The organism is Motilibacter peucedani (genome assembly GCF_003634695.1).
GTDB classification, from domain to species: Bacteria; Actinomycetota; Actinomycetes; order Motilibacterales; family Motilibacteraceae; genus Motilibacter; species Motilibacter peucedani.
On record NZ_RBWV01000010.1, the window covers coordinates 88537 to 111714 of the forward strand.

The following is a 23178-nucleotide window of genomic DNA, read 5'->3' on the forward strand; positions in this document are numbered from 1 at the left end:
GTCGCCGCGTGGCTGGTAGCCTGGGAGCTGCCGTCATCGACCGGCCACGGACAGAGAGCGCCTCGCGGAACAGCCCGGGGCACCGTGCAACGAGCCCGGAAGGACCCCGCGTGCCCCTCGACTCAGACACGAAGAAGCGCATCCTCGACGAGTACAGCCTCACCCCTGGCGACACGGGTTCCCCGGAGGCCCAGGTGGCGCTGCTCAGCCAGCGCATCCGCGACCTCACCGAGCACCTGAAGACCCACAAGCACGACCACCACAGCCGTCGTGGTCTGCTGCTGCTGGTCGGCCGTCGGCGCCGCCTCCTGCAGTACCTCGCCAAGACCGACATCGCGCGCTACCGCTCGCTCATCGAGCGGCTCGGCCTGCGCCGCTAGCACTGCACGGAGGGAGCAGCCCCAGGGCTGCTCCCTCCGCCCGCTTCCGGGCCAGTCCGCATCCGGTTCCACGAACCACACGCCCTGCACCAGGCAGGACGACACCACCAGGATGAGGTCGGCCCGCCCGACGAGGACGTCACCCGGTCCTCGGCAGTGGCTCCCGGGACCCGGCTCCGCGCCGGCCGCCCGAGGGCTTCTCTCGAAGACCGGCGCCCAGACGCAGCTCGCCCGGCGGACCGTCCCCCGAGCACCACAGGAGGACCCGTGTCGGGTCAGGAGATCACCACGGCCGAGGCCGTCATCGACAACGGGCGCTTCGGCACCCGCACCGTCCGCTTCGAGACCGGGCGCCTCGCCCGGCAGGCCGCCGGCTCCGCCGTCGCCTACCTCGACGACGAGACCATGCTGCTCTCGGCGACCACCGCGTCGAAGAACCCCAAGGACCAGTTCGACTTCTTCCCGCTGACGGTCGACGTCGAGGAGCGGATGTACGCCGCGGGCAAGATCCCCGGCTCGTTCTTCCGCCGCGAGGGCCGCCCCAGCGAGGACGCGATCCTCACCTGCCGCCTGATCGACCGCCCGCTGCGCCCCTCGTTCGTCAAGGGCCTGCGCAACGAGATCCAGGTCGTCGTCACGGTCATGTCGCTCAACCCGCAGGACCCCTACGACGTCGTCGCCATCAACGCCGCGTCGCTCTCGACCCAGCTGGCCGGCCTGCCCTTCAGCGGCCCGATCGGCGCGACCCGCGTCGCGCTCATCGAGGGCCAGTGGGTGGCGTTCCCGACCCACGAGCAGAGCGAGCGCTCGGTCTTCGACATGGTCGTGGCCGGCCGCGTGGTCGCCGACGGCGACGTCGCGATCATGATGGTCGAGGCGGAGGCCACGCCGTCCGCGTGGAGCCTCATCAAGGACGAGGGCCAGGGCGCCCCGACCGAGGAGGTCGTCGCCGAGGGCCTCGAGGCGGCCAAGCCGTTCATCAAGGTCCTGTGCGAGGCGCAGTCGCGCGTCGCGGCCGAGGCCGCCAAGGAGACCCGCGAGTTCCCGCTCTTCCCGGACTACCAGCCCGACGCCTTCGAGGCCGTCGAGGCCGCGGTGAGCACCGAGCTCTCCGCCGCCCTGACCATCGCGGGCAAGCTGGAGCGCGAGGCCGAGACCGACCGCGTCAAGGGCCTGGTCTCCGAGCGCCTCGGCGAGCAGTTCGCCGGGCGCGAGAAGGAGCTCTCCGGCGCCTTCCGCTCGCTGACCAAGAAGCTGGTGCGCGAGCGCATCCTGCGCGACAACGTACGCATCGACGGCCGCGGCCTCGCCGACATCCGCTCGCTCGCGGCCGAGGTCGAGGTCGTCCCGCGCGTCCACGGCTCGGCGCTGTTCGAGCGCGGCGAGACCCAGATCCTCGGGGTCACGACGCTCAACATGCTGCGCATGGAGCAGCAGCTCGACACGCTGTCGCCGGTGACGCGCAAGCGCTACATGCACAACTACAACTTCCCGCCCTACAGCACCGGCGAGACCGGCCGCGTGGGCTCGCCCAAGCGCCGCGAGATCGGCCACGGCGCGCTCGCCGAGCGGGCGCTCGTGCCCGTGCTGCCTGCGCGCGAGGAGTTCCCCTACGCGATCCGCCAGGTCTCCGAGGCGCTGGGCTCCAACGGCTCGACGTCGATGGGCTCGGTCTGCGCCTCGACCATGTCGCTGCTCAACGCCGGCGTGCCGCTGCGCGCGCCGGTCGCCGGCATCGCCATGGGCCTGGTCTCCGACACCGTCGACGGCGAGACCCGCTACGCGGCGCTCACCGACATCCTCGGTGCCGAGGACGCGTTCGGCGACATGGACTTCAAGGTCGCCGGCACCACCGAGTTCGTGACCGCGATCCAGCTCGACACCAAGCTCGACGGCATCCCCGCCTCGGTCCTGGCCGGCGCGCTCACCCAGGCCCGCAACGCCCGCCTCGAGATCCTCGAGGTCATGGCCGAGGCCATCGACGCGCCCGACGAGATGTCGCCGTTCGCGCCGCGCATCATCACGGTCAAGATCCCGACCGACAAGATCGGCGAGGTCATCGGCCCCAAGGGCAAGATGATCAACCAGATCCAGGAGGACACCGGCGCCGAGATCTCGATCGAGGACGACGGCACCATCTACATCGGTGCCGCCGACGGCCCGAGCGCCGAGGCCGCGCGCACCGTCATCAACGGCATCGCCAACCCGACGATGCCCGAGATCGGCGAGCGCTACCTCGGCACGGTCGTCAAGACCACCACCTTCGGCGCCTTCGTCGCCCTCACCCCCGGCCGCGACGGCCTGCTGCACATCTCGCAGCTGCGCAAGATCGCCGGTGGCAAGCGCGTCGAGAACGTCGAGGACGTGGTCAAGGTCGGGCAGAAGATCCAGGTCGAGATCGCCGAGATCGACCCCCGCGGCAAGCTCTCGCTCGTGCCGGTGGTCGAGGAGTCCGCCGACTCCGCGGCCGAGGGCGCTGACGCCGCGACCGTCGACGCCTGACGTGACGACCCGTAGCACCTCTGCGAGCGGCCGCCCCTCCGGGCGGCCGCTCGTCGCGGGTCCCGCCGCCGCTGCCCCTGCTGCGCGCGGCCAGCGGCTCGCCGTGCAGAAGCCCGGCACCACCCGCACCGTCGTCGAGCAGGGCGCGGGCGGCGGCACCATCCGGCGCACCGTGCTCCCCGGCGGCCTCCGGGTCGTCACCGAGGCCGTGCCCGGCGTGCGCTCGGTCGCCGTCGGCATCTGGGTCGGCGTGGGCTCGCGCGACGAGACGCCCAGCCTCGCCGGCGCCAGCCACTACCTCGAGCACCTGCTGTTCAAGGGCACCCGCAGGCGCTCCGCGCTCGACATCTCGGTCGCGATCGACGCCGTCGGCGGCGAGATCAACGCGTTCACGAGCAAGGAGTACACCTGCTACTACGCGCGGGTCCTCGACGAGGACCTGCCGCTGGCCATCGACGTCGTGAGCGACCTGGTCACCTCCTCGGTGATCACCGCCGCCGACGTCGAGGCCGAGCGCGGGGTGATCCTCGAGGAGATCGCCATGCACGACGACGACCCGAGCGACGCCGCCCACGAGGTCTTCACCGAGGCGCTGTTCGGCAGCTCGCCGCTCGGTCGCCCCGTGCTCGGCACGGTCGAGTCGATCGAGTCGCTCTCGCGCACCGCCATCAACGGCTACTACAAGCGCCGCTACCGCCCCGAGTCGATGGTCGTGTCCGTCGCCGGCAACGTCGAGCACGCTGCGGTGGTCCGCCTGGTGCGCAAGGCGTTCCGCGCCTCCGGCGTGCTGGTCGACTCGGTGCTGCCGAGCGCGCCCCGGCTCGGCGTGACCCGCCCGCTGCGGCCGGTCGTCCCCGTGCGGGTGCTCGAACGGCGTACCGAGCAGGCGAACGTCGTGCTCGGCGTCCCGGGCGTCGCGCGCACCGACCCCCGCCGCTTCGCGCTCGGCGTGCTCAACGCCGCCCTCGGCGGCGGCATGAGCAGCCGGCTGTTCCAGGAGGTGCGCGAGAAGCGCGGCCTGGCCTACTCCGTCTACAGCTACACCGCGCAGTACGCCGACGCCGGCATGTTCGGCGTCTACGCCGGGTGCCAGCCCAAGAAGGTCGACGACGTGCTGGCGATCTGCCGCGAGCAGCTCGCGCTCGTCGCGGCCGAGGGCCTCACCGAGGAGGAGCTGCGCCGCGGCAAGGGCCAGCTGCGCGGCGGGCTCGTGCTCGGGCTCGAGGACAGCGGGTCGCGGATGAGCCGGCTCGGCAAGGCCGAGCTCGTGCACGGCGAGCTGCTCGGCGTCGACGACCTGCTCGCCCAGATCGAGTCGGTCACCCTCGACGAGGTGTCCGTGGTCGCCGCCCAGCTGCTCGGCGCCACCCCGACCCTCGCGGTCGTGGGTCCGTTCGACGAGGGCCGCGACTTCAGCGCCGCGGTCGCCTGACCCCCGCACCAGAGAGGGGAGCCGCGTGATCCGCGTCGCCGTCGTGGGCGCCTCCGGGCGCATGGGCACCGAGGCGTGCGCCGCCGTCGGGGCGGCCGACGACCTCGAGCTGGTCGCCGCGCTGGGCTCGTCCGACGACCCGGCGCGGCTCGCCGGAGCCGACGTCGCCGTCGACCTGACCCGCCCGGACGCGGTGCTCGGGACCCTCGAGCGGGCCCTCGGGCTGGGGGTCCCCGCAGTGGTCGTCGGCACGTCGGGCATGACCGGCGAGCGGCTCGACGCGGTGCGCGCGCTGCTCGACCGGCACCCCGCCGCGAGCGTGCTGGTCGTCCCCAACTTCAGCGTGGGTGCCGTGCTCCTCACCCGCTTCGCCGCGCAGGCCGCCCGCTTCTACGAGTCGGTCGAGATCGTCGAGCTCCACCACCCCGGCAAGCTCGACGCCCCGAGCGGCACCGCCAGGCGCACCGCCCAGCTGGTGGCGCAGGCGCGTCGCGAGGCAGGGCTCGGCGAGCTGCCCGACGCCACGGTCGACGACCCCGACGGCGCCCGCGGCGCCCGCGTCGACGGCATCCCCGTGCACGCCGTGCGCCTGCGCGGCATGGTCGCCTCCGAGGAGGTGCTGCTCGGCGCGCCGGGGGAGGCGCTGACCCTGCGCCACGACTCCTTCGACCGCGCGAGCTTCATGCCGGGGCTGCTGCTGGCGGTGCGCCGGGTGCGCGAGCGCCCCGGCCTGACCGTGGGGCTCGAGGCCTACCTCGACCTCGGCTGACCGGCCGCGTCGCAGATGCGCATGAAGGCCCAGCACGTCGTCGCCCTGCTCGTCGTCCTGCTGCTCGTCTACGCCGCCTCGCTCGGCGAGCACGGCGTGCTGCTCGTGCGCGACGGGCGGCCCGTGCCGGTGGTGCTGGGCGTCGCGGTGCTGCTGCTGCCGGTCGTCGGCATCGTGCTGGTCGCCGCCGAGCTGCGCTTCGGCCGCCGGGTGGAGGCCCTGGGCCGCCGGCTCGACGCCGAGGGCGGGCTCCCTGCCGACGAGCTGCCGCGCCGCCCCAGCGGGCGTGCCGACCGCGCCGCCGCCGACCAGCTCTACCAGCGGCGCCGGGCCGAGGTCGAGGCGAGCCCCGAGGACTGGCGCCCGTGGTTCCGGCTCGCAATGGCCTACGACGACGCGGGGGACCGCACGCGCGCGCGCAAGGCGATGCGCACCGCGGTGGCGTTGCACGCCGCCCACGAGCCCCGCTGAGCTCTCAGCCGGTCCGCGCTCAGCCCGACGTGCGGATCGGCTCCAGCGTGAAGAGGTCGGCCACGCCAGCGAGCTCGAGGAAGCGGGCGAAGCGGCTGCCGTCCTCGACCTGGAGCACCAGCTCGATGCCGAGCAGCTTGGCGCGGCGCAGGGTGGCGACGAAGGCCTGCAGGCCGCTGGAGTCGCAGAACGTGACGCCGCCGGTGTCGAGCAGCAGCAGGCCGGCGTGCAGCTGGGTGAGCTCCGAGGCGAGGAACTCGCGCAGCCGCGGGCCGCTCTCGAGGTCGATCTCGCCCGTCACGGCCACGGTCGTGCGACCGGGCTCGTGCTCCGCCCACCAGTTGCTCAGGTCCACCCGGTCCCCGTCCTCAGACCCGCGACTGCGGCCTCCCCGGTGCCCGGGGAGCCCTGCTGCTCCAACGGGACGGCGCTGCCGTCCCGTCCCACAAGGTAGCCGCTCGTTCACAGGAACGGGGCTGGAGGTGCGGCGCGTACCGCCGTCCGGGTGGCAGGCGGCCGGTCGCGCTGGTCCGGACGGGTACGGTGACGAGCATGTCCTCCTCCTCGGACGCCCCCTTCGGGCGGGTGGTCACCGCCATGGTCACGCCGTTCACCGCCGACGGCTCGCTCGACGCCGACGGCGCCGCCCGGCTGGCCGAGGCGCTGGTCGAGCAGGGCAACGACGGGCTGGTCGTGAACGGCACGACGGGGGAGTCGCTGACCACCTCCGACGCCGAGAAGGACACCGTCCTGCGCGCGGTCCTCGAGGCGGTCGGCGAGCGTGCGAGCGTCGTCGCCGGCATCGGCACGAGCGACACCGTGCACACCGTCGAGCTGGCGCGCGCGGCCGAGAAGGCCGGAGCCCACGGCCTGCTGGCCGTCACGCCCTACTACTCCAAGCCGCCGCAGGCCGGGCTGGTCGCGCACTTCACCAGCGTCGCCGACGCCACCGGCCTGCCGGTCATGCTCTACGACATCCCCGGCCGCACCGGCACGCCGATCACGACGCCCACGATGCTGCGGCTGGCGGAGCACGAGCGCATCGTCGCGGTGAAGGACGCCAAGGACGACCTCGTCGCCGCGTCGCAGGTGCTCGCCGCGACCGACCTCGTCTACTACTCCGGCACCGACGCCCTCACGCTGCCGCTGCTGGCGGTGGGCGCGGTCGGCGTCGTCACGGTCGCGGGCCACGTCTGCGGCCCCGGCATCGCCGCCATGGTGGCCGCGCACGCCGAGGGGCGCGTGGCCGAGGCGCGGCGCATCCACCACGAGCTGCTCCCGGTGCTCACCGGGCTGTTCCGCACCCAAGGCGTCATCCTCGCGAAGGCGGCCCTGGCGCTGCGCGGGCTGCCGGCGGGGCCCGTGCGCCCGCCGCTCGTCGACGCCACCGCCGAGGAGGTCGAGCAGCTGCGGCGCGACCTCGCCGCGGCCGGTCTGCCGGTCGACGGCTCGTGAGCCACCCGCACCCCGACCTCGCGGTCCCGCCGCCGCTGCCCGAGGGCGCCCTGCGCGTCGTGCCCCTGGGCGGGCTCGGCGAGGTCGGGCGCAACATGACGGTCTTCGAGCACGCCGGTCGGCTGCTGGTCGTCGACTGCGGGGTGCTGTTCCCCGAGGACGTGCAGCCGGGCGTCGACCTGATCCTCCCGGACTTCGACTACGTCCGTGACCGGCTCGACGCGATCGACGGCATCGTCCTGACCCACGGCCACGAGGACCACATCGGGGCGCTGCCCTACCTGCTGCGCGAGAAGCCCGACATCCCGCTGATCGGGTCGCGGCTCACGCTCGCACTGGTCGAGGCCAAGCTGCAGGAGCACCGGCTGCACCCCTACTCCCTGACCGTGCGCGAGGGGCAGCGCGAGCGCATCGGGCCGTTCGACTGCGAGTTCGTCGCGGTCAACCACTCGATCCCGGACGCGCTCGCCGTCGCGATCCGCACCCCGGCCGGGCTGGTGCTGCACACCGGCGACTTCAAGGTCGACCCGCTGCCGCTCGACGGCCGGGTCACCGACCTGCGTGCGCTGGGCCGGCTGGGCGACGAGGGCGTCGACCTCTTCCTCGTCGACTCCACCAACGCCGAGGTGCCCGGCTTCGTCACCCCCGAGCGCGACATCGCGCCGGTGATCGACCGCGTGTTCGCGAGCGCCCGCCGCCGGGTGATCGTGGCCTGCTTCGCCTCCCACGTCCACCGCGTGCAACAGGTGCTCGACATCGCCGAGAAGCACGGGCGCAAGGTCGGCTTCGTCGGCCGGTCGATGGTGCGCAACATGGGCGTCGCGCGCGACCTCGGCTACCTGCGGGTGCCCGACGGCGTGGTCGTCGACGCCAAGGCGCTCGAGGGCATGCCCGACGACCGGGTCGTGCTGGTCTGCACCGGCTCCCAGGGAGAGCCCATGGCGGCGCTCTCGCGCATGGCCAACCGCGACCACACGATCCGCATCACCGACGGCGACACCGTGCTGCTCGCCTCGTCGCTGATCCCCGGCAACGAGAACGCGGTCTACCGCGTCATCAACGGGCTCACGCGGTGGGGCGCGCGCGTGGTGCACAAGGGCAACGCGCTGGTGCACACCTCGGGCCACGCGAGCGCCGGCGAGCTCCTGCACGTCTACAACCTGGTCGGCCCCCGCAACGTCCTGCCGGTGCACGGCGAGATCCGGCACCTGCACGCCAACGCCGAGCTGGCGGTGGCCACCGGCGTGCCGCGCGAGCGGGCGCTCGTGATCGACGACGGCGTGGTGGTCGACCTCGTCGACGGGGTCGCACGGGTGGTCGGCGCGGTGCCGTGCAACTACGTCTACGTCGACGGCTCGACCGTCGGCGACGTGACCGAGACCTCGCTCAAGGACCGGCGGATCCTGCGCGACGAGGGGTTCGTCTCGGTGTTCGTCGCGGTGGACTCCTCGTCGGGCAAGATCCTCGCGGGCCCGCAGATCTCGGCGCGCGGAGTCGTCGCCGACGACTCGGTGTTCGACGCCGTCGTGCCGCTCATCGAGGAGGCACTGGCCCGCGCTGCGCAGGACGGCATCAGCGACACCCACCAGATGCAGCAGCTCGTACGCCGCGCCGTCGGCTCCTGGGTCAGCAGCTCCCTGCGCCGCAAGCCGATGATCGTCCCGGTCGTCGTCGAGGTCTGACGGCTGCGCTAGAGGTGCGCCGCGGCGGCGCGCTCGTGCGCGCGCTCGCCGGTGTCGGCGGCCAGCCACTCGAGGGTCTTCGAGCCGGGCATCGGCCGCGCGAGGTGGTAGCCCTGGATCTGCTCGCAGCCCAGCGTCGCGACCCGCTCCCACCCGACGCGGGTCTCGATGCCCTCGGCCACCACGTGCAGCCCCAGGTCGTGGGCGAGCGCGACCGTCGCGCGGATGACCGTGGCGTCGTGCTCCGAGAGCTCGAGCCGCTGCACGAACGAGCGGTCGATCTTCACCTCGTTCACGGGCAGGCGCTCGAGGTAGGCCAGCGAGGAGTAGCCCGTGCCGAAGTCGTCGACCGACAGGCGCACCCCCAGCGCAGCCAGGGCGTCGAGCACCGCGAGGCAGCGCTCGGGGTCGGTCATGACGCCGCTCTCGGTGATCTCGAGCGTCAGGGCGGCCGGTGGCGTGCCCGTCTCCGCCAGCATCCGCGCCACGGCCGCCGGCAGGTCGGCGTCGCGCAGGTCGGCGGGCGTGATGTTGACCGCGATGTCGAGCAGGTGCCCGGCCGCCGCCCACGTGGCCCGCTGGTGCAGCGCGTCGGAGATCACGGCGTCGGTGAGAGCGCGGATCGTGCCGGTGCGCTCGGCGATCGAGATGATCTCCGGCGGGGGGACGAAGCCGAACTCCGGGTGGTCCCAGCGCAGCAGCGCCTCGGCGCTGGTCACGCGTCCGGTGTCGGACTCCGCCTGCGGCTGGAACCACACCTCGAAGCGGTGGTGCTCGATCGCGCGGGGCAGGTCGCCGGCGAGCACGAGCCGTCGGTGGGTCGCGCCGCTGTCCTCCGGTCGGTAGACCGAGACCCGCGTCGCGCCGGCCTTCGCCGCGTACATCGCCGCGTCGGCGTGGGCGAGCAGCTCGTCGGCCTGCTCGCCGTGCAGCCCCAGCACGGCGATGCCGATGCTCAGCCCGGTGCTCAGCGTGAGCCCCTCGAGGGGCACCGGCTGGGAGATCACGTGCACCAGCCGCTCGGCGACGCCGAGGGCCTCCTCTGCACCGGCGCCCGGCAGCAGCGCGGCGAACTCGTCGCCGCCGAGGCGCGCCACCGTGCCGTTCGTGCTGGCCGCCAGGCGCTGCGCGACGACCTCGAGCAGCGCGTCGCCTGCGCTGTGCCCGAGGGTGTCGTTGACGTCCTTGAAGTCGTTGAGGTCGATGACCAGGAGCGCGCCGCCGCGCCCGTCGGTGAGCTGGGCCGTGACGCCCTCGAGCAGCGAGCGCCGGTTGGCGAGCCCGGTCAGCGGGTCGTGCAGGGCCTCGTGCTCGCGCTGCGCGGCGAAGGTGCGCAGGTCGTCCATCAGTCGCGACTTGCTCAGGGAGACGACGGCGTGCGCGGCCAGGGTCTCGAACAGCCGGAGGTCCTCGCGTCCGAACGTCTGCTCCTCGAAGCTGCGGTCGGTGACGATGAGGGCGCCGACGAGCGCGCCGTCCGAGCGCAGCGGCACCGCCAGCCCGTCACGGGGACCCTCGGGCAGCGTCGCCGAGGGACGGCGCCGGCCGGGGGCCGAGCGCAGGACCGTACGCCCGGCGAGCGCCGCGCGCCACCAGTCGTCGCCGCCGTCGGGCCGCAGGAGCTCCTGCGTGCGCGTCATGGTGCCGCCGTCGAGGTCGAGCCGCACGCCGTCGGCGTCGACGCCGGGCGTCTGCGGCAGCAGCACGAGCGTGGCGCGGTCGGCGCGCATCAGGGTCGCGGCCTCGCGCAGCAGGGTGTGCGCCGCCTCGGGACCGCGCTCGCGGGTCGTGGAGGCGATCTCGACGAAGGAGTAGAGCAGCTGCAGCCGGCTGTAGCCGGTGCCCAGCGTGACGAACGCCCGGTATCCCACGACCAGCATCGCCAGTGCGGCGCCCAGCAGCGGCAGCGCCTCGGGACGCACGTCGACGAGCACCACGACCAGCAGCGCGAGGCAGGTGTTGACCAGGGCGGCGGGCACGCCGGAGCGCAGTGCCTCGCGCATCACCTCGCCGTCGTAGCTGCCGTCCGACAGGCTGATCACCGCGGTGACGGCCATGGCGGTGACCAGGTCGGTGACGAGGACCGCGGTGGTGGCGGCGAGCCAGCCGCGCGGCTGCGCCGGCGCGCTCGCACCGAGAACGGCGTGGAAGACGACGAGCCCCAGCGTGGCCTCCACCGCGTACAGCGCGATGTTGAACGCGAGCTTGCGGCCGCGCTGGTGGCTCCACAGCAGCAGTGCGGCGCCGGCGCCCAGCGTGCAGACGGCGAAGTACTCGCCGGGCGCGAGCAGCGAGAGGCCGGCGATCGCGGGGACCTCGCGCAGCGTGTGGCTGTGCGAGCTGCGCTCGGCCGGCAGGTGGATGACGAGGATCTCGGCCAGCGCGAACACCGGCAGCAGGACGAAGGCGGCGGTCGACGGCACCGAGAACCGGGTGTCGAGCCCCGCCGGCTCCGCGAGGAGCGCCGCGAGCGCGGCCATCGCGCCGATGAGCAGCCAGACCAGCAGCGTCGAGCGGGCGGCCCAGGCGGGAGGCGTCGCGTCGTCGGTCATGCGGTCGCCTCCTCGGGATCTGCTCGGTGCCCCCGGGTGCGTGGCGCCCGAGGTGCTGACGCACTCCCATCGGCCCCGCCTGCCGCCACCTGAGGCGAGCGGCCGGGGCATCCGGGTCCGGAGACGCCGATGGCGCGGGGGACGACTCGCGTCCCCCGCGCCACCTGTCCCACCTCGAGCCGTGAGCGTCGGGCCTAGTAGAGCCCGCGCCAGCTGCGCGCGTCCCAGCTGTCGGCGCGCCAGCTGCGCGCGTCCCAGCTGTCGGCGCGCCAGCTGCGCGCCTGCCAGTCGGTGCCGGTCCACGACGCCCCGGTCCAGGCGACCGACCCGTAGCCCTGCGGCGTCCAGCTCGTGCCGGTCCAGGTGCGCCCGTTCCACGTGCCGCCCGACCACGCCTTGCCGGCGTCGGAGGCCGCGGCCCAGTTCGCCGCGTTCCACGGCTGGCCCATGGCGTCGGTCTCGCCGGCCAGCGTGGCACCGCTGGCGGGGTCGGCGACGGACTCGCCACCACGGGTGGCGGCCAGGCTCCCGGTGCCGGTCGAGCGGGTCCAGTCCTGCGAGGGCACGAACAGCGCGAGCTGCTTCTGCATGTCCTTCATGTCGATGACGCCGGCGCCCATCGCCGGCTGCGGGTAGGTGTGCAGCGGGTCGGCCGTGGCCTTCAGCACGCCCTTGACCTGGTCAGGCGTGAGCCAGGGGCGCGCCTGGAGCATGAGGGCGACCGCGCCCGAGACGACCGCGGTGGCCTGCGAGGTGCCGCTGCCGCGGAAGAAGCGGCCGGTGGTGTCGCCGGGGACGAGGCCCTCGGGGTGGGCGAGGTCGACGTAGGAGCCCGGGTCGCGCAGCGACACGACCGACTTGCCCGGTGCGAGCAGGTCGGGGCGGCGCGTGGCGTCGCCGCCGTTGCTGAACGAGGCGACCTGGTCGTCCTTCTCGTCCGCGGTGCCCTCGTGGTCGACGGCGCCGACGGAGATGACGTACGGGTCGGCGGCCGGCATGAGCACCGGGTTCGCGATGCCGTCGTTGCCGGTCGAGGCGACCACGACGATGCCGTTCTTCCACGCGCTCTCGACGGCCTTGGCGAGCGGGTCCACCGCGGCCGGCTGCGTGGAGTGCACGCCGTAGGACAGGTTGATGACGCGGACGTTCATGCCGTTGTCGTTGCGGTGCTGCACGACCCAGTCGATCGCCGCGATCACCTGGGTGACGTCGGCGCCGCCGTCGGCTGCGGCGACCTTCATGTTGAGCAGGCTGGCGCCGGGCGCCACCCCGGCGAACTTCGCGCCGGTCTTCACCGCGGCCGCGGTGGTGTCGCTGCCGGCGATGATGCCCGCCATGTGCGTGCCGTGGCCGAACCCGTCGGTGTAGCGGGTCGAGTCGAGCTGGCTGTCGAACGAGAGGTCCGGGCCGTTGACGACCTTGCCGGGCGCGTCGAGGCCGAGCACCGGGGTGATGCCGGTGTCGATCAGGGCGACCGTGACGCCGGTGCCGGTGAGCGGGCGGCCGAGGAGGTCCTTGGTGGCCAGGAAGTCGGTGATGCTGGCCTGCTTCTTCAGCAGGGGCAGGGCGCCGTTGTCCTTGTTCGGGTCCCACTTGCCGGTGCCCGCGGCCGCCTTGGTGCTCTCGCCGGAGGTGTCGTCGCCCCACTTGACGGCGAGGTCGGCCTCGTGGCCCTTGGCGGGCTTGGGCGTCGGCGGGGTGGCCGCCGACGCGGAGGAGGCGGGCCCCGCCACGCCCCACGCCGCGCAGGCGGCGGCGACGACGGCGGCGGCGCGCCAACTGTGGCTGTTGATGCGAAGTTCCATGACAGCGAGCATGCGGGTGCTCACGCAGCGCGTCCATGCTCGGACGGCAACAGCACCCGGGGGGAGCAGGACCCGCTCGGGCGCTCCTGGGACCAACGTCCCGGCCGGCAGGGGCGGGCAGTCCCGGCGGCACGGCGCGCTGGTGCTGGTGTGACGCCTGTGGTTGGCGGGACGCTGCGGCTACGCTGCCGCCATGGCCATGCGCAGCCCGAGCGGCACCCGACCCGGCACAGCGACGCGGCCGGCGGCACGACCCGCAGGCGGTGGGCGCCCGACCGGTACGCGTGCGGCCGGCACGCGCTCCACCGCCGCCCCCAAGGGCGGCGGCAGCCGGTCGAGCGCCGCGCCGCGCCCGCGCGCGGCGGCACCGACGCGTACCGGCCCGGGCCTCGGCGTACGCCTGCTGCGCGCCGTCCTGCGCCTGCTCGCCGCCGTCTGGGTGGGCGTCGGGCACGCGTTCGGCTCCGCCGTGCGCCACGTCGGCTCCGGCGCCCGCGACCTCGACCCGGCCCACCGCCGCGACGGGCTCGGGCTGGCGGTCCTCGCGCTCGCCGTCCTCACCGGCGCGACCGCCTGGGGACAGGTGGAGGGCCCGGTCGGCGGTGCCACGGACGCGCTGGTCAGGGGAACCGTCGGGCGCGCCGACGTCCTCGTGCCGCTCGCGCTGCTGCTGCTGGCGGTCCGCGTGCTGCGCCACCCCGACCGCGAGCTGGGCTCCGGCCGCATGGTCATCGGCTGGGCCGCGCTGGTGCTCAGCTGCCTCGGCGTGCTCCACGTCGCCTCTGGCTCGCCGCAGCCGTCGGGCGAGCACGGGGGGCTGGTCTCGCTGCGCCACGGCGCCGGTGCGCTCGGCTGGATCGCCGCGGCGCCCCTCGAGGACGCGGCCGGCGCGTGGGTCGCGGTGCCCGTGCTCGTGCTGGTCGCGGTGTTCGGCCTGCTGGTCGTGACCTCCACGCCGCTCGCGGCCGTGCCCGACCGCATCGACGCGCTGGTGCACGGCCACCTGCGCGAGGCGGCGGGCGGCGAGCCCGGCGAGCGCGCGGAGCGGGGGAGCCGTCGCCGCGGCTCGCACGCCCTCGAGCCCGACGACTTCGACGACGTCCCCTACGACACCCCGCTCGTCACCGAGCCCGAACCCCGCCGCAGGGGCCGCCGCGCCGCGGCGGCGGAGCCCGTCGAGGAGGTCTTCGACGTGGCCGGCGAGGGGCTGGGCGGCGCCGCGCCCACCGAGGAGACCGCACCGCTGCCGCGGCGCCGGGCACCGCGTACCCCTGCCGAGGTCGACCCGCCCACGCAGGCGATCCCCGTGCTCGCGCCCCGCGGAGCTCCGGTCGTCGAGCCCGACGCCGAGCCGGCGACGGCGCTGCTCGAGGCGCCCGGGGCCGGTGCCGTCGCGCCGCGCGTGGAGCAGCTGCTGCTCTCGGGCGACGTGACCTACGAGCTGCCCGACCCCTCGGCCCTCAACGCCGGCACCGTCCACAAGGCCCGCACGCCGGCCAGCGACGCGGTCGTCGAGTCGCTCACCGAGGTGCTGGAGCAGTTCGAGATCGACGCCCACGTCACGGGCTACACCCGCGGCCCGACCGTCACCCGCTACGAGGTGGAGCTCGGCCCGGCGGTGAAGGTCGAGCGCGTCACGGCGCTGTCGAAGAACATCGCCTACGCCGTGGCGAGCGCCGACGTCCGCATCCTCTCGCCGATCCCCGGCAAGAGCGCGATCGGCATCGAGATCCCCAACACCGACAAGGAGATCGTGGCGCTGGGCGACGTGCTGCGCTCGCGCAACGCGACCTCCAACACCCACCCGCTCGTCGTCGGGCTCGGCAAGGACGTCGAGGGCGGCTTCGTCGTCGCGAACCTGGCGAAGATGCCCCACCTGCTGGTCGCCGGCGCCACTGGCTCGGGCAAGTCGAGCTTCGTCAACTCGATGATCACCTCGATCATGCTCCGCGCGACGCCCGACGAGGTCCGCTTGGTGCTCATCGACCCCAAGCGCGTCGAGCTCACGGCCTACGAGGGCATCCCGCACCTGGTCACGCCGGTCATCACCAACCCGAAGAAGGCCGCCGAGGCCCTCGAGTGGGTCGTGCGCGAGATGGACCTGCGCTACGACGACCTCGAGGCGTTCGGCTTCCGCCACGTCGACGACTTCAACAAGGCGGTGCGCGAGGGCTCGGCCAAGCCGCTGCCGGGCAGCGAGCGCGTGCTGCGCCCCTACCCTTACCTGCTGGTGATCGTCGACGAGCTCGCCGACCTCATGATGGTCGCCCCGCGCGACGTCGAGGCCTCGATCCAGCGCATCACCCAGCTCGCCCGCGCGGCCGGCATCCACCTGGTGCTCGCGACGCAGCGGCCGAGCGTCGACGTCGTCACCGGCATCATCAAGGCCAACGTGCCCTCGCGGCTGGCCTTCGCCACCTCGAGCCTCGCCGACAGCCGCGTCATCCTGGACCAGCCGGGGGCGGAGAAGCTGGTCGGCCAGGGCGACGGGCTCTTCCTGCCGATGGGCGCGTCCAAGCCGGTGCGCATCCAGGGCGCCTGGGTCACCGAGGCCGAGGTGCACTCCGTCGTCGAGCACTGCAAGAGCCAGCTGCAGCCGACCTACCGCGAGGACATCACCGCGGCGGCGCCGAAGAAGGAGATCGACGAGGAGGTCGGCGATGACCTCGACCTGCTGGTGCAGGCCGTCGAGCTGGTCGTCACCACGCAGTTCGGCTCGACCTCGATGCTCCAGCGCAAGCTGCGCGTCGGGTTCGCCAAGGCCGGCCGGCTGATGGACCTCATGGAGAGCCGGGGGATCGTCGGGCCGAGCGAGGGCTCGAAGGCGCGCGACGTGCTCGTCACCGCCGACGAGCTCGACGGCGTGCTGCTCACCCTGCGTGGCGAGTAGCACGCAGCCGGGCACTTCTGGGGGTCGGTCGGCGTTGCACAGACGCCACTAGACTTCGAAGTGCCCGGAATGCCCGGTGGCGGCGCCGCCGGGGTTGCACGGTTGGTCCAGCGAGGAGGCGACGTGTCCGTCGGTGAAGCGATCGCCGCCGCCCGCACCCGTGCCGGCCTGTCGCTCGAGACCGTGGCCGACCGCACGCGCATCCGGCGCACGGTCGTCGCGGCCATCGAGAAGGACGACTTCTCCCTGTGCATGGGCGACGTCTACGCCCGCGGCCACATCCGCAGCATCGCGCGCGTCGTCGGGGCCGACCCCGAGCCGCTGGTCGCTCAGTTCGACGCCGAGGTCGCCCACCCCGCCGCCTCTCTGCTGCCCGGCGACGGCGTCGACCTCGTCGGCGGGCTCGAGCGGCGCTCCCGGCCGCTGAACTGGTCGGCGCTGCTGGTCGCCTCGCTTGTGCTCGTCCTCGCCTACGGCGGCTGGACCCTGCTGCGCCCCGGCTCCTCCGACGGCGGGCGCCCGGTCTCCCAGTCGCAGCTGCCCGCGACCGCCACCGTGGTCGCCACGCCGCAGGCGAGCGCGAGCGCCCCGGCGCCCAGCGCTCCGCACGCGAGCTCGTCGGCGCGGGCCACCCCGGCGCACCGCGCCGGCGTCAGCGTCAGCATCGCGGCGTCCCGCGGGCCCAGCTGGGTGCGCGCCACCAGCTCGGGCGGCACCACGCTGTTCGAGGGCATGGTCGCCAAGGGCCGCACCCAGCAGTTCACCGACCGCAAGCAGGTCACCATCGTCGTCGGCAACGCCGGGGCGGTCGTGCTCACGGTCAACGGCAAGGACGTCGGCCCGCTGGGCGGTCGCGGCCAGGTCGCGAGCGTGGCGTTCGGCCCGACGGACCCGACCTGAGCACGGTGCCGGCGCGAGCGTCCGCGGTCCCCGTCCCGAGCGCCTACCCTGGTGACCCGTGCCCCTCGCCCCGTCCCGTCCTAGCGCCCCGCCCGTGAGCCGGCGCACCGTCGCGCTCGTCACCCTCGGTTGCGCCCGCAACGAGGTCGACTCCGAGGAGCTCGCGGGGCGGCTGGCCGCTGACGGCTGGGACCTCGTCGACGACGCGGCCGACGCCGACGTCGCGGTGGTCAACACCTGCGGCTTCGTCGAGTCGGCCAAGAAGGACTCCGTCGACGCGCTGCTCGAGGCCGCGGAGCTCAAGCAGAGCGGCCGCACGCAGGCCGTCGTCGCCGTCGGCTGCATGGCCGAGCGCTACGGCTCCGAGCTCGCCGGCGCGCTGCCCGAGGCCGACGCGGTGCTCGGCTTCGACGACTACGCCTCGGTGTCCGAGCGCCTGCGCTCGATCCTCGCCGGCGACGGCCACACGTCCCACGTGCCGCGCGACAGACGTACGCTGCTGCCGATCTCGCCGGTCTCGCGCGCCGCCTCGGCGCGCCCCGTGCCCGGCCACGGCGACCTGCTCCCCGAGGGCGTCGCGCCCGCCTCCGGCCCCCGCGTGCTGCGCCGGCGGCTCGGCGAGGGCCCGATCGCCCCGCTGAAGCTGGCGTCGGGCTGCGACCGGCGCTGCGCGTTCTGCGCGATCCCGGCCTTCCGAGGGGCGTACGTGTCGCGTCGTCCCGAGGAGGTCCTCGCCGAGGCGCGGTGGCTGGCCGAGCAGGGCGTGCGCGAGGTCGTCCTGGTCAGCGAGAACTCCTCGAGCTACGGCAAGGACCTCGGCGACATCCGCGCGCTCGAGACGCTGCTGCCGCAGCTGACCTCGGTGCCGGGCCTCGACCGCGTGCGCGTGTCCTACCTCCAGCCGGCCGAGGTCCGCCCAGGGCTGCTCGACGTCATGGCGGGGGAGGGCGTCGCGCCCTACTTCGACCTCTCGTTCCAGCACGCGTCCGGCCCGGTGCTGCGCCGCATGCGCCGCTTCGGCGACACCGAGCGGTTCCTCGACCTGCTGGGCGAGGCCCGCGCCCGCGTGCCGCTGGCCGGCGCACGCTCGAGCTTCATCGTCGGGTTCCCCGGCGAGACCGAGGCCGACGTCGCCGAGCTCGAGCGCTTCCTGGTGGAGGCGCGGCTCGACGCCATGGGCGTGTTCGGCTACAGCGACGAGGAGGGCACGGAGGGCGCGACCCTGCCCGACAAGCTGCCCGCAGACGTCGTCGAGGCGCGGCACGAGCGCGTCGGCCGCCTCGTCGAGGAGCTGGCCGCGCAGCGCGCCGAGGAGCGGGTCGGCGAGCTCGTCGACGTGCTGGTCGAGCGCACCGAGGACGGCCGCCCGGTCGGCCCGGCCGGCCACCAGGCGCCCGACGTCGACGGTGTCACGGCGCTGACCGCGCCCGCCGCGCCCGGGTCGTTCGTCCGTGCCCGTGTCGTGGCATCAGTTGGCGTCGACCTGGTCGCCGAGCCTGTATGACAGGTGTCGTGTCCGGAACGGCCGCCGCGGAGCCACCCGGCAAGCTCAACATCCCCAACAGCCTGACCGTCGCCCGGCTGCTGCTCGTGCCGGTGATGGTGGTCGTGCTCTTCCACGGCGACGGCCACGAGGCGGCCTGGCGCTGGGGCGCGTGGGCCGTCTTCGCGGTCGCCGGGGTGACCGACCTGGTCGACGGCAACCTCGCGCGCCGGCGCGGCTCGGTCACCGAGCTCGGCAAGCTGATCGACCCCATCGCCGACAAGGCGCTCATCGGGGCCTCACTGGTCTCGCTCTCGATCCTCGGCGACCTGCCGTGGGTGCTGACCGTGGTCATCCTCGTCCGCGAGCTCGGCGTCACGCTGCTGCGCCTGTGGGTGATCCAGCACGGCGTGATCGCCGCCAGCCGCGGCGGCAAGGTCAAGACGCTGCTGCAGTCGGTGTCCATCGGGCTGTTCCTGCTGCCCCACCCCGGCTTCTTCGCCGTGCTCGCCTGGACCGTCATGGTGTTCGCGGTCGGCACGACGCTGGTCACCGGCGGCGACTACGTGATGCGGGCCGTGCGCCTGCGCCGCACCGCCCGCCCGTGAGCGCCGGGCCGGGCGGCCGCGCCGAGGTCGTCTGCGTCGGCGACGAGCTGCTCTCCGGCCGCGTCGCCGACCTCAACGCCGCGTGGCTCGGGGCCCGGCTTGCCGAGCGCGGGTGGCCGGTGCGCCGGGTCGTCATGGTCGCCGACGACGTCGAGGTCATCGCCGCCGCGGTCACGGACGCGGTCGGCCGGGCGGAGCTGGTCGTCGTCACCGGCGGGCTGGGCGGCACCTCCGACGACGTCACCCGCGCCGCCCTCGCCCAGGTCGCCGGGGCGGCGGTGGTGCGCGACGCCGCCCTCGAGGCCGCTCTGCGCGCCCGCTACCGCGACGCCGAGCCGCCGGTGGGCGCGCTCACCATGTGCGACGTCGTGCAGGGCGCCGAGGTGCTCGCCAACCCGGCGGGCACCGCACCGGGGCAGCGGATGGGCGTCGGCGGTGCCACCGTCGTGCTGCTGCCGGGCGTGCCCCGCGAGGTGGTCGCCATCGCCGAGTCGGCGCTGCTGCCCGCGCTCGGCGGCGGAGCCGTCGTCACCCGCTCGCTGCACCTCCCGCTGGCCGACGAGGCGCGGGTCGGTGACGCGCTCGCGGCGCTGGAGCGCTCCCTGCCCGCAGGCGTACGCGTCGGCTACCTCGCCGCCGCGAGCGAGGTCGAGGTCCGGCTGACCGGGCGCGGCGCCGACCGCGCCGCGGTCGAGGCGCTGCTCGAGCCGGTCGTGTCGGCCGCGCGGGGCGCCCTCGAGCGGGTCGAGGGCCTGCTGGTCCTCGACGCACCGCTGCCCGCCTCGCTGGTGCAGGCGTTGACCGGGCTCGGGCAGACGATGGCGTGCGCCGAGTCGCTGACCGGCGGCCTGGTCGCAGCCACCGTCGTCGACGTGCCCGGGGCGTCGGCCGTGCTGCGCGGGGGAGTCGTCTCCTACGCCACCGACGTCAAGGCCAGCGCCCTCGGCGTGCCTGCTGACCTGCTGGCCGAGCGGGGAGCCGTCGACCCCGACGTCGCACGCGCCATGGCGGCGGGGGTCCGCAGCCGGCTCGGGGCCGACTGGGGCGTCTCGACGACCGGGGTCGCCGGACCCGACCCGCAGGACGGCCACCCGGTCGGCGAGGTCCACGTCGCCGTCGACGGGCCGCGGTCCGCCTCGCGGGTGATCGCCTTGCGCGGAGGCCGCGAGCGCATCCGCCACCAGGCGGCCGTCGCCGCGCTGCGCCTGCTGCTGGAATGCGTACACTGATTACACGCTTACACCAGCACCGTCAGTCCAGAGCCTCCGTCCTCCCCAGCGGGGACGGCTGCCTCTGCACCGCCGGGCGGACACGGGTACGGTGGGCTTCCACCGTCCCAGAAGGGAGCACCGCGATGGTCCTCTTGCGTCGCCTGCTCGGGGACGTGCTGCGCACCCAGCGACAGCGGCAGGGCCGCACGTTGCGCGAGGTCTCCGCCGCCGCCCGGGTGTCGCTCGGCTACCTCTCCGAGGTCGAGAGGGGGCAGAAGGAGGCGTCCTCCGAGCTCATCGCCTCGATCTGCGCCGCCCTCGACGTCCCCATGTCCGAGGTGCTCCGCGAGGTCAGCGACGGCCTGGTGGTCGCCGAGGCAGAGGCGGCCGTCCGTGAGGCGGCCCGCCAGTCCGGCGTCGCCCCGCTGCTGCCCAGCACCCCGCCCGGGCCCGCCTCGGCGCAGGCCCGCCTCGCGGTCGAGGTCGCGGCCTAGTCCCCGTCACGTCGCCGTCGGGCCGGTCTCCCTGCGGGGAGGCCGGCCCGCGGTGTCCCTGGTCCCGCCCCGGGTCAGCCGGAGCAGGGCACGTTGCTGCGGCCCTTGGCGGCGCCGCTCGCCACGTTGTCGCACGAGACGACGTTGCCGCTCGTGCCCTTGACCACCATCACGACGTAGCCCGGCACGCCGCCCTGCACGACGTTCTTGCGGAACACGTTGCCGTTGCCCCAGCCCGAGAACTCGTTGTGCACCTGGAAAGCGTCGGTCAGCGTGCCGCGCCCCTTGTTGCCCTGCACCAGCCAGTCGTTGCCCTTGACGTCGACCCACGAGTCGCCCTTGTTCTCGCCGCTCGTGCCGGCCTCGTCGAAGGTGTTGTCGAGGATCTTGCCGCCCGTGGTGCCCTCCTTGACGTCGATGCCCTCGGCGGCGGTGTCGTAGATGTGGTTGCCCTGGACGAGCACGTGGTCGGACCGGTCGGGGCCGGCACCGCCGTCCTCGCCGTAGGGGCGGGTGAAGCCGGCGTCGGAGGACCAGTTGGAGTGCGCCGAGCCGACGTAGACGCCCTCGCCGAACTGCGGCGACTTCAACCCGGTGTCGTGCACGGAGCTGTCGATGATCGCGCCGCCCGCAGAGCCGGAGCGGAAGTGGACCGCTTCCTGCCCGATCGTGCCGACGTCGAGGTCCTTCAGCAGCGAGCCGACCGACCCGTCGAGCACGATGCCCTTCTTTGCGTTGCGCACCGTGAAGCCGTCGAGCTGCCAGTAGCTGCCGGTGACGTGCAGGCCGTAGGCGCCGCCGTCGGTCTGCCCCGTCGTGATCACGGCGCGCCGGCTGCCGGCCAGCACGATCGGGTGCTCGCGGGTGCCGTCCGGCGCGGCCTCGAGGCCCGGGTCGCCGGTGTAGGTGCCGTCGGCCATCGTGATGCGGTCGCCGGGCTTCGCCGCCGCCAGCGCGGCGCGCAGCTGCTCGGTCGTGCTGACGGCCACCTGGCGCAGGGCCGCCGACTGGGGCGGGACGCTCGCCCCGCCCTTCGGCGCGGGCGGCGGCGAGCTGGAGCCCGCGCTCGTGCCGCTGACGGTGAAGGTGGCGTCGACGTCGGTGCGTCCGGAGGAGGTCTCCATGCGTGCCTCGAGCTGGTGCTTGCCGGGGGTGGTCGTGAGGGGCACCTCGAACGGCGCCTTCTTGTCCTTCTCGAGGAAGTCGCCGTCGAGGACCCAGCGCACCTCGTCGACGCCGGACGGGGCGACCACGGTGACCGGCGAGCCGACAGTCGCGCCGTCGAGCTGGCCGAGCGGCACGCGCGAGCCCGCGGGCACGCCGCCGGCGCCCGACGAGGGCTCGGTGGCCGGCTCGGAGCCGGTCGGCTCGGAGGACCCGGGCTCCGAGGCGGAGGGCTCGCTCGACGACGGGTCGAGCGACGGGTTGCCGGCTCCCGTCCCTGCGGTGGGCGCTCCGGTGGAGCTGGGCGCGGCGGTCGGGCCGGACGAGGCCCCGGAGTCGTCGCTGCCGCCGCCCAGCAGCCGGCCGATCAGCAGGCCGGCGAGCAGCGCGACGACCGCTGCCGCGGCGACGAGTCCGGCCGTGCGTCGATCCAGGTTCACGCGGTCGAACCTACGCGACGGACTCGCGCGCCGACCCGCCTGTCGGACGGGTCGCGCACGGCTATGTCCATAGTCACGGCTTGTAGCGGGTGCGGCCGATGGTGCGCGGCACGTCCGAGCGCCGCATCGTCCGGGGTACGCGGCCCGGCTGGCACCGCGGGCACCAGTAGGTGAGCCGCGCGTAGGGCGCCTCGCCCTGCTCGGCGAGCAGGATCGGCGTGCCGCACCGCAGGCACGGCTTCTCAGCCCGCTCGAACACCCAGTGCTGGCGACCGCGGCGCAGGTCGCCGGTCGTCGACTGCTGCGGCGTCCCCTTGTTGCGGTCGAGCAGCACCTGCGCCCGGCGGACCAGTCCTTCGAGGTTCCGCACCTCCACGACCGGCGTGAAGGGCGAGGTGGCGGCGAGGAACAGCGTCTCGGCCTTGTAGAGGTTGCCGATGCCGGCGAGGTTGCGCTGGTCGAGCAGGGCGTCGCCGACCTCGCGCTCGGGCTGGCGCTGCAGCCGGCGCACCGCCTCGTCGAGGTCCCAGTCGGGGCCGAGCAGGTCGGGACCGAGGTGGCCGACGGCCTCGGCCTCCGCGGAGGTGTCGATGAGCTCGACCACCGGCAGGCGGTAGCCGACCGCCACCCAGTCGGCGTTCTCGAGCACCACCCGGACCTGGTGGCCGGCGCCCCCGTGCCAGCGCTCGCCGTGGCGGTAGAGGTGCCAGGTGCCGTCCATGCGGAAGTGGGTGTGCAGGGTCAGCCCGCCCTCGATGCGGGTCAGCAGGTGCTTGCCGCGGCTGACGACCTCGCGCACGCAGCGGCCGGAGAGGTCGACGGTGGCGTGCTGAGGCACCCGGAAGTCGCTGCGCGTCAGGACCCGTCCCGCGAGCGCCTCGTGCATGCGCCGGCCGGCGAGCCAGACGGTGTCGCCCTCAGGCACGGGGCACCGCCGTCG

The 23178-nt window shown here is 74.3% G+C and carries 18 protein-coding genes; 13 read left to right on the forward strand and 5 right to left on the reverse strand.

Translation table 11 applies throughout. From position 1 onward, the window contains the following. Positions 1 to 110: 110 nt before the first annotated feature. The 5 genes from rpsO to CLV35_RS05385 all read left to right on the forward strand — a co-directional run bounded on the left by rpsO (position 111) and on the right by CLV35_RS05385 (position 5554). The gene (rpsO, locus tag CLV35_RS05365) at positions 111 to 380 is read left to right on the forward strand and encodes a 30S ribosomal protein S15 (RefSeq protein WP_121192454.1); all 270 of its coding nucleotides are present in this window, start codon (positions 111 to 113) and stop codon (positions 378 to 380) included. A 267-nt stretch (positions 381 to 647) separates the two neighbouring features. Next, positions 648 to 2882 carry a polyribonucleotide nucleotidyltransferase gene (locus CLV35_RS05370; protein ID WP_183061735.1) on the forward strand — a complete coding sequence of 745 codons (2235 nt, stop codon included), beginning with the start codon at positions 648 to 650 and terminating at the stop codon, positions 2880 to 2882. 1 nt (position 2883) lies between these two features. Then, positions 2884 to 4314 (forward strand): M16 family metallopeptidase, encoded by a 1431-nt coding sequence (locus CLV35_RS05375; RefSeq protein WP_121192455.1) that lies wholly within the window; start codon positions 2884 to 2886, stop codon positions 4312 to 4314. A gap of 25 nt (positions 4315 to 4339) precedes the next feature. Further along, positions 4340 to 5083: a 4-hydroxy-tetrahydrodipicolinate reductase gene (gene dapB / locus CLV35_RS05380; protein ID WP_231121524.1), complete on the forward strand. Its 744-nt coding sequence runs from the start codon at positions 4340 to 4342 to the stop codon at positions 5081 to 5083. Positions 5084 to 5104: 21 nt separating this feature from the next. Beyond that, the gene (locus CLV35_RS05385) at positions 5105 to 5554 is read left to right on the forward strand and encodes a hypothetical protein (RefSeq protein WP_231121525.1); all 450 of its coding nucleotides are present in this window, start codon (positions 5105 to 5107) and stop codon (positions 5552 to 5554) included. 19 nt (positions 5555 to 5573) lie between these two features. Here the strand turns inward: CLV35_RS05385 and CLV35_RS05390 are convergent, their stop codons facing one another. Beyond that, positions 5574 to 5909 (reverse strand): STAS domain-containing protein, encoded by a 336-nt coding sequence (locus tag CLV35_RS05390; RefSeq protein ID WP_183061737.1) that lies wholly within the window; start codon positions 5907 to 5909, stop codon positions 5574 to 5576. Between the two features lie 197 nt (positions 5910 to 6106). On the opposite strand from CLV35_RS05390, the gene dapA reads away from it, so the two are divergent. Continuing rightward, on the forward strand, positions 6107 to 7009 hold the full coding sequence (dapA, locus tag CLV35_RS05395; RefSeq protein ID WP_121192458.1) for a 4-hydroxy-tetrahydrodipicolinate synthase: 903 nt from the start codon (positions 6107 to 6109) through the stop codon (positions 7007 to 7009). Next, positions 7006 to 8691 (forward strand): ribonuclease J, encoded by a 1686-nt coding sequence (locus CLV35_RS05400; protein WP_121192459.1) that lies wholly within the window; start codon positions 7006 to 7008, stop codon positions 8689 to 8691. The genes dapA and CLV35_RS05400 overlap by 4 nt, the downstream gene beginning before the upstream one ends. Before the next feature lie 8 nt (positions 8692 to 8699). Here the strand turns inward: CLV35_RS05400 and CLV35_RS05405 are convergent, their stop codons facing one another. Next, positions 8700 to 11243 (reverse strand): putative bifunctional diguanylate cyclase/phosphodiesterase, encoded by a 2544-nt coding sequence (locus CLV35_RS05405; RefSeq protein WP_183061739.1) that lies wholly within the window; start codon positions 11241 to 11243, stop codon positions 8700 to 8702. Positions 11244 to 11437: 194 nt separating this feature from the next. Then, positions 11438 to 13048: a S8 family serine peptidase gene (locus tag CLV35_RS05410; protein ID WP_121192956.1), complete on the reverse strand. Its 1611-nt coding sequence runs from the start codon at positions 13046 to 13048 to the stop codon at positions 11438 to 11440. A gap of 193 nt (positions 13049 to 13241) precedes the next feature. On the opposite strand from CLV35_RS05410, the gene CLV35_RS05415 reads away from it, so the two are divergent. From CLV35_RS05415 to CLV35_RS05440, 6 genes are all read left to right on the forward strand, one after another. Further along, positions 13242 to 15938: a DNA translocase FtsK gene (locus tag CLV35_RS05415; protein WP_121192461.1), complete on the forward strand. Its 2697-nt coding sequence runs from the start codon at positions 13242 to 13244 to the stop codon at positions 15936 to 15938. 123 nt (positions 15939 to 16061) lie between these two features. Continuing rightward, positions 16062 to 16838: a helix-turn-helix domain-containing protein gene (locus CLV35_RS05420; protein ID WP_183061741.1), complete on the forward strand. Its 777-nt coding sequence runs from the start codon at positions 16062 to 16064 to the stop codon at positions 16836 to 16838. Positions 16839 to 16932: 94 nt separating this feature from the next. Next, positions 16933 to 18342 (forward strand): 30S ribosomal protein S12 methylthiotransferase RimO, encoded by a 1410-nt coding sequence (gene rimO, locus CLV35_RS05425; protein WP_121192463.1) that lies wholly within the window; start codon positions 16933 to 16935, stop codon positions 18340 to 18342. Then, entirely contained in the window at positions 18339 to 18929 is a 591-nt protein-coding gene (pgsA, locus tag CLV35_RS05430; RefSeq protein ID WP_121192464.1) for a CDP-diacylglycerol--glycerol-3-phosphate 3-phosphatidyltransferase, read from the forward strand. The genes rimO and pgsA overlap by 4 nt, the downstream gene beginning before the upstream one ends. After that, on the forward strand, positions 18926 to 20158 hold the full coding sequence (locus CLV35_RS05435) for a nicotinamide-nucleotide amidohydrolase family protein (protein ID WP_183061743.1): 1233 nt from the start codon (positions 18926 to 18928) through the stop codon (positions 20156 to 20158). Before pgsA ends, CLV35_RS05435 begins: the two co-directional genes overlap by 4 nt. A 125-nt stretch (positions 20159 to 20283) precedes the next feature. Further along, entirely contained in the window at positions 20284 to 20634 is a 351-nt protein-coding gene (locus CLV35_RS05440; RefSeq protein WP_121192466.1) for a helix-turn-helix domain-containing protein, read from the forward strand. A gap of 74 nt (positions 20635 to 20708) precedes the next feature. On the opposite strand, the gene CLV35_RS05445 is transcribed toward CLV35_RS05440, so the two are convergent. Next, positions 20709 to 22238 carry a right-handed parallel beta-helix repeat-containing protein gene (locus CLV35_RS05445; RefSeq protein ID WP_121192467.1) on the reverse strand — a complete coding sequence of 510 codons (1530 nt, stop codon included), beginning with the start codon at positions 22236 to 22238 and terminating at the stop codon, positions 20709 to 20711. Between the two features lie 73 nt (positions 22239 to 22311). Continuing rightward, complete coding sequence (locus CLV35_RS05450; protein ID WP_121192468.1) at positions 22312 to 23163, reverse strand: DNA-formamidopyrimidine glycosylase family protein; 852 nt, start codon at positions 23161 to 23163, stop codon at positions 22312 to 22314. Between the last annotated feature and the right edge of the window lie 15 nt (positions 23164 to 23178).

Coding starts and splice junctions, on each gene's coding strand:
- CLV35_RS05385 (WP_231121525.1), top strand. CDS start 5,105: ATGAAGGCCCAGCACGTCGTCGCCCTGCTCGTCGTCCTGCTGCTCGTC.
- dapA (WP_121192458.1), top strand. CDS start 6,107: ATGTCCTCCTCCTCGGACGCCCCCTTCGGGCGGGTGGTCACCGCCATG.
- CLV35_RS05405 (WP_183061739.1), bottom strand. CDS start 11,243: ATGACCGACGACGCGACGCCTCCCGCCTGGGCCGCCCGCTCGACGCTG.
- CLV35_RS05410 (WP_121192956.1), bottom strand. CDS start 13,048: ATGGAACTTCGCATCAACAGCCACAGTTGGCGCGCCGCCGCCGTCGTC.
- CLV35_RS05415 (WP_121192461.1), top strand. CDS start 13,242: ATGGCCATGCGCAGCCCGAGCGGCACCCGACCCGGCACAGCGACGCGG.
- pgsA (WP_121192464.1), top strand. CDS start 18,339: ATGACAGGTGTCGTGTCCGGAACGGCCGCCGCGGAGCCACCCGGCAAG.
- CLV35_RS05440 (WP_121192466.1), top strand. CDS start 20,284: ATGGTCCTCTTGCGTCGCCTGCTCGGGGACGTGCTGCGCACCCAGCGA.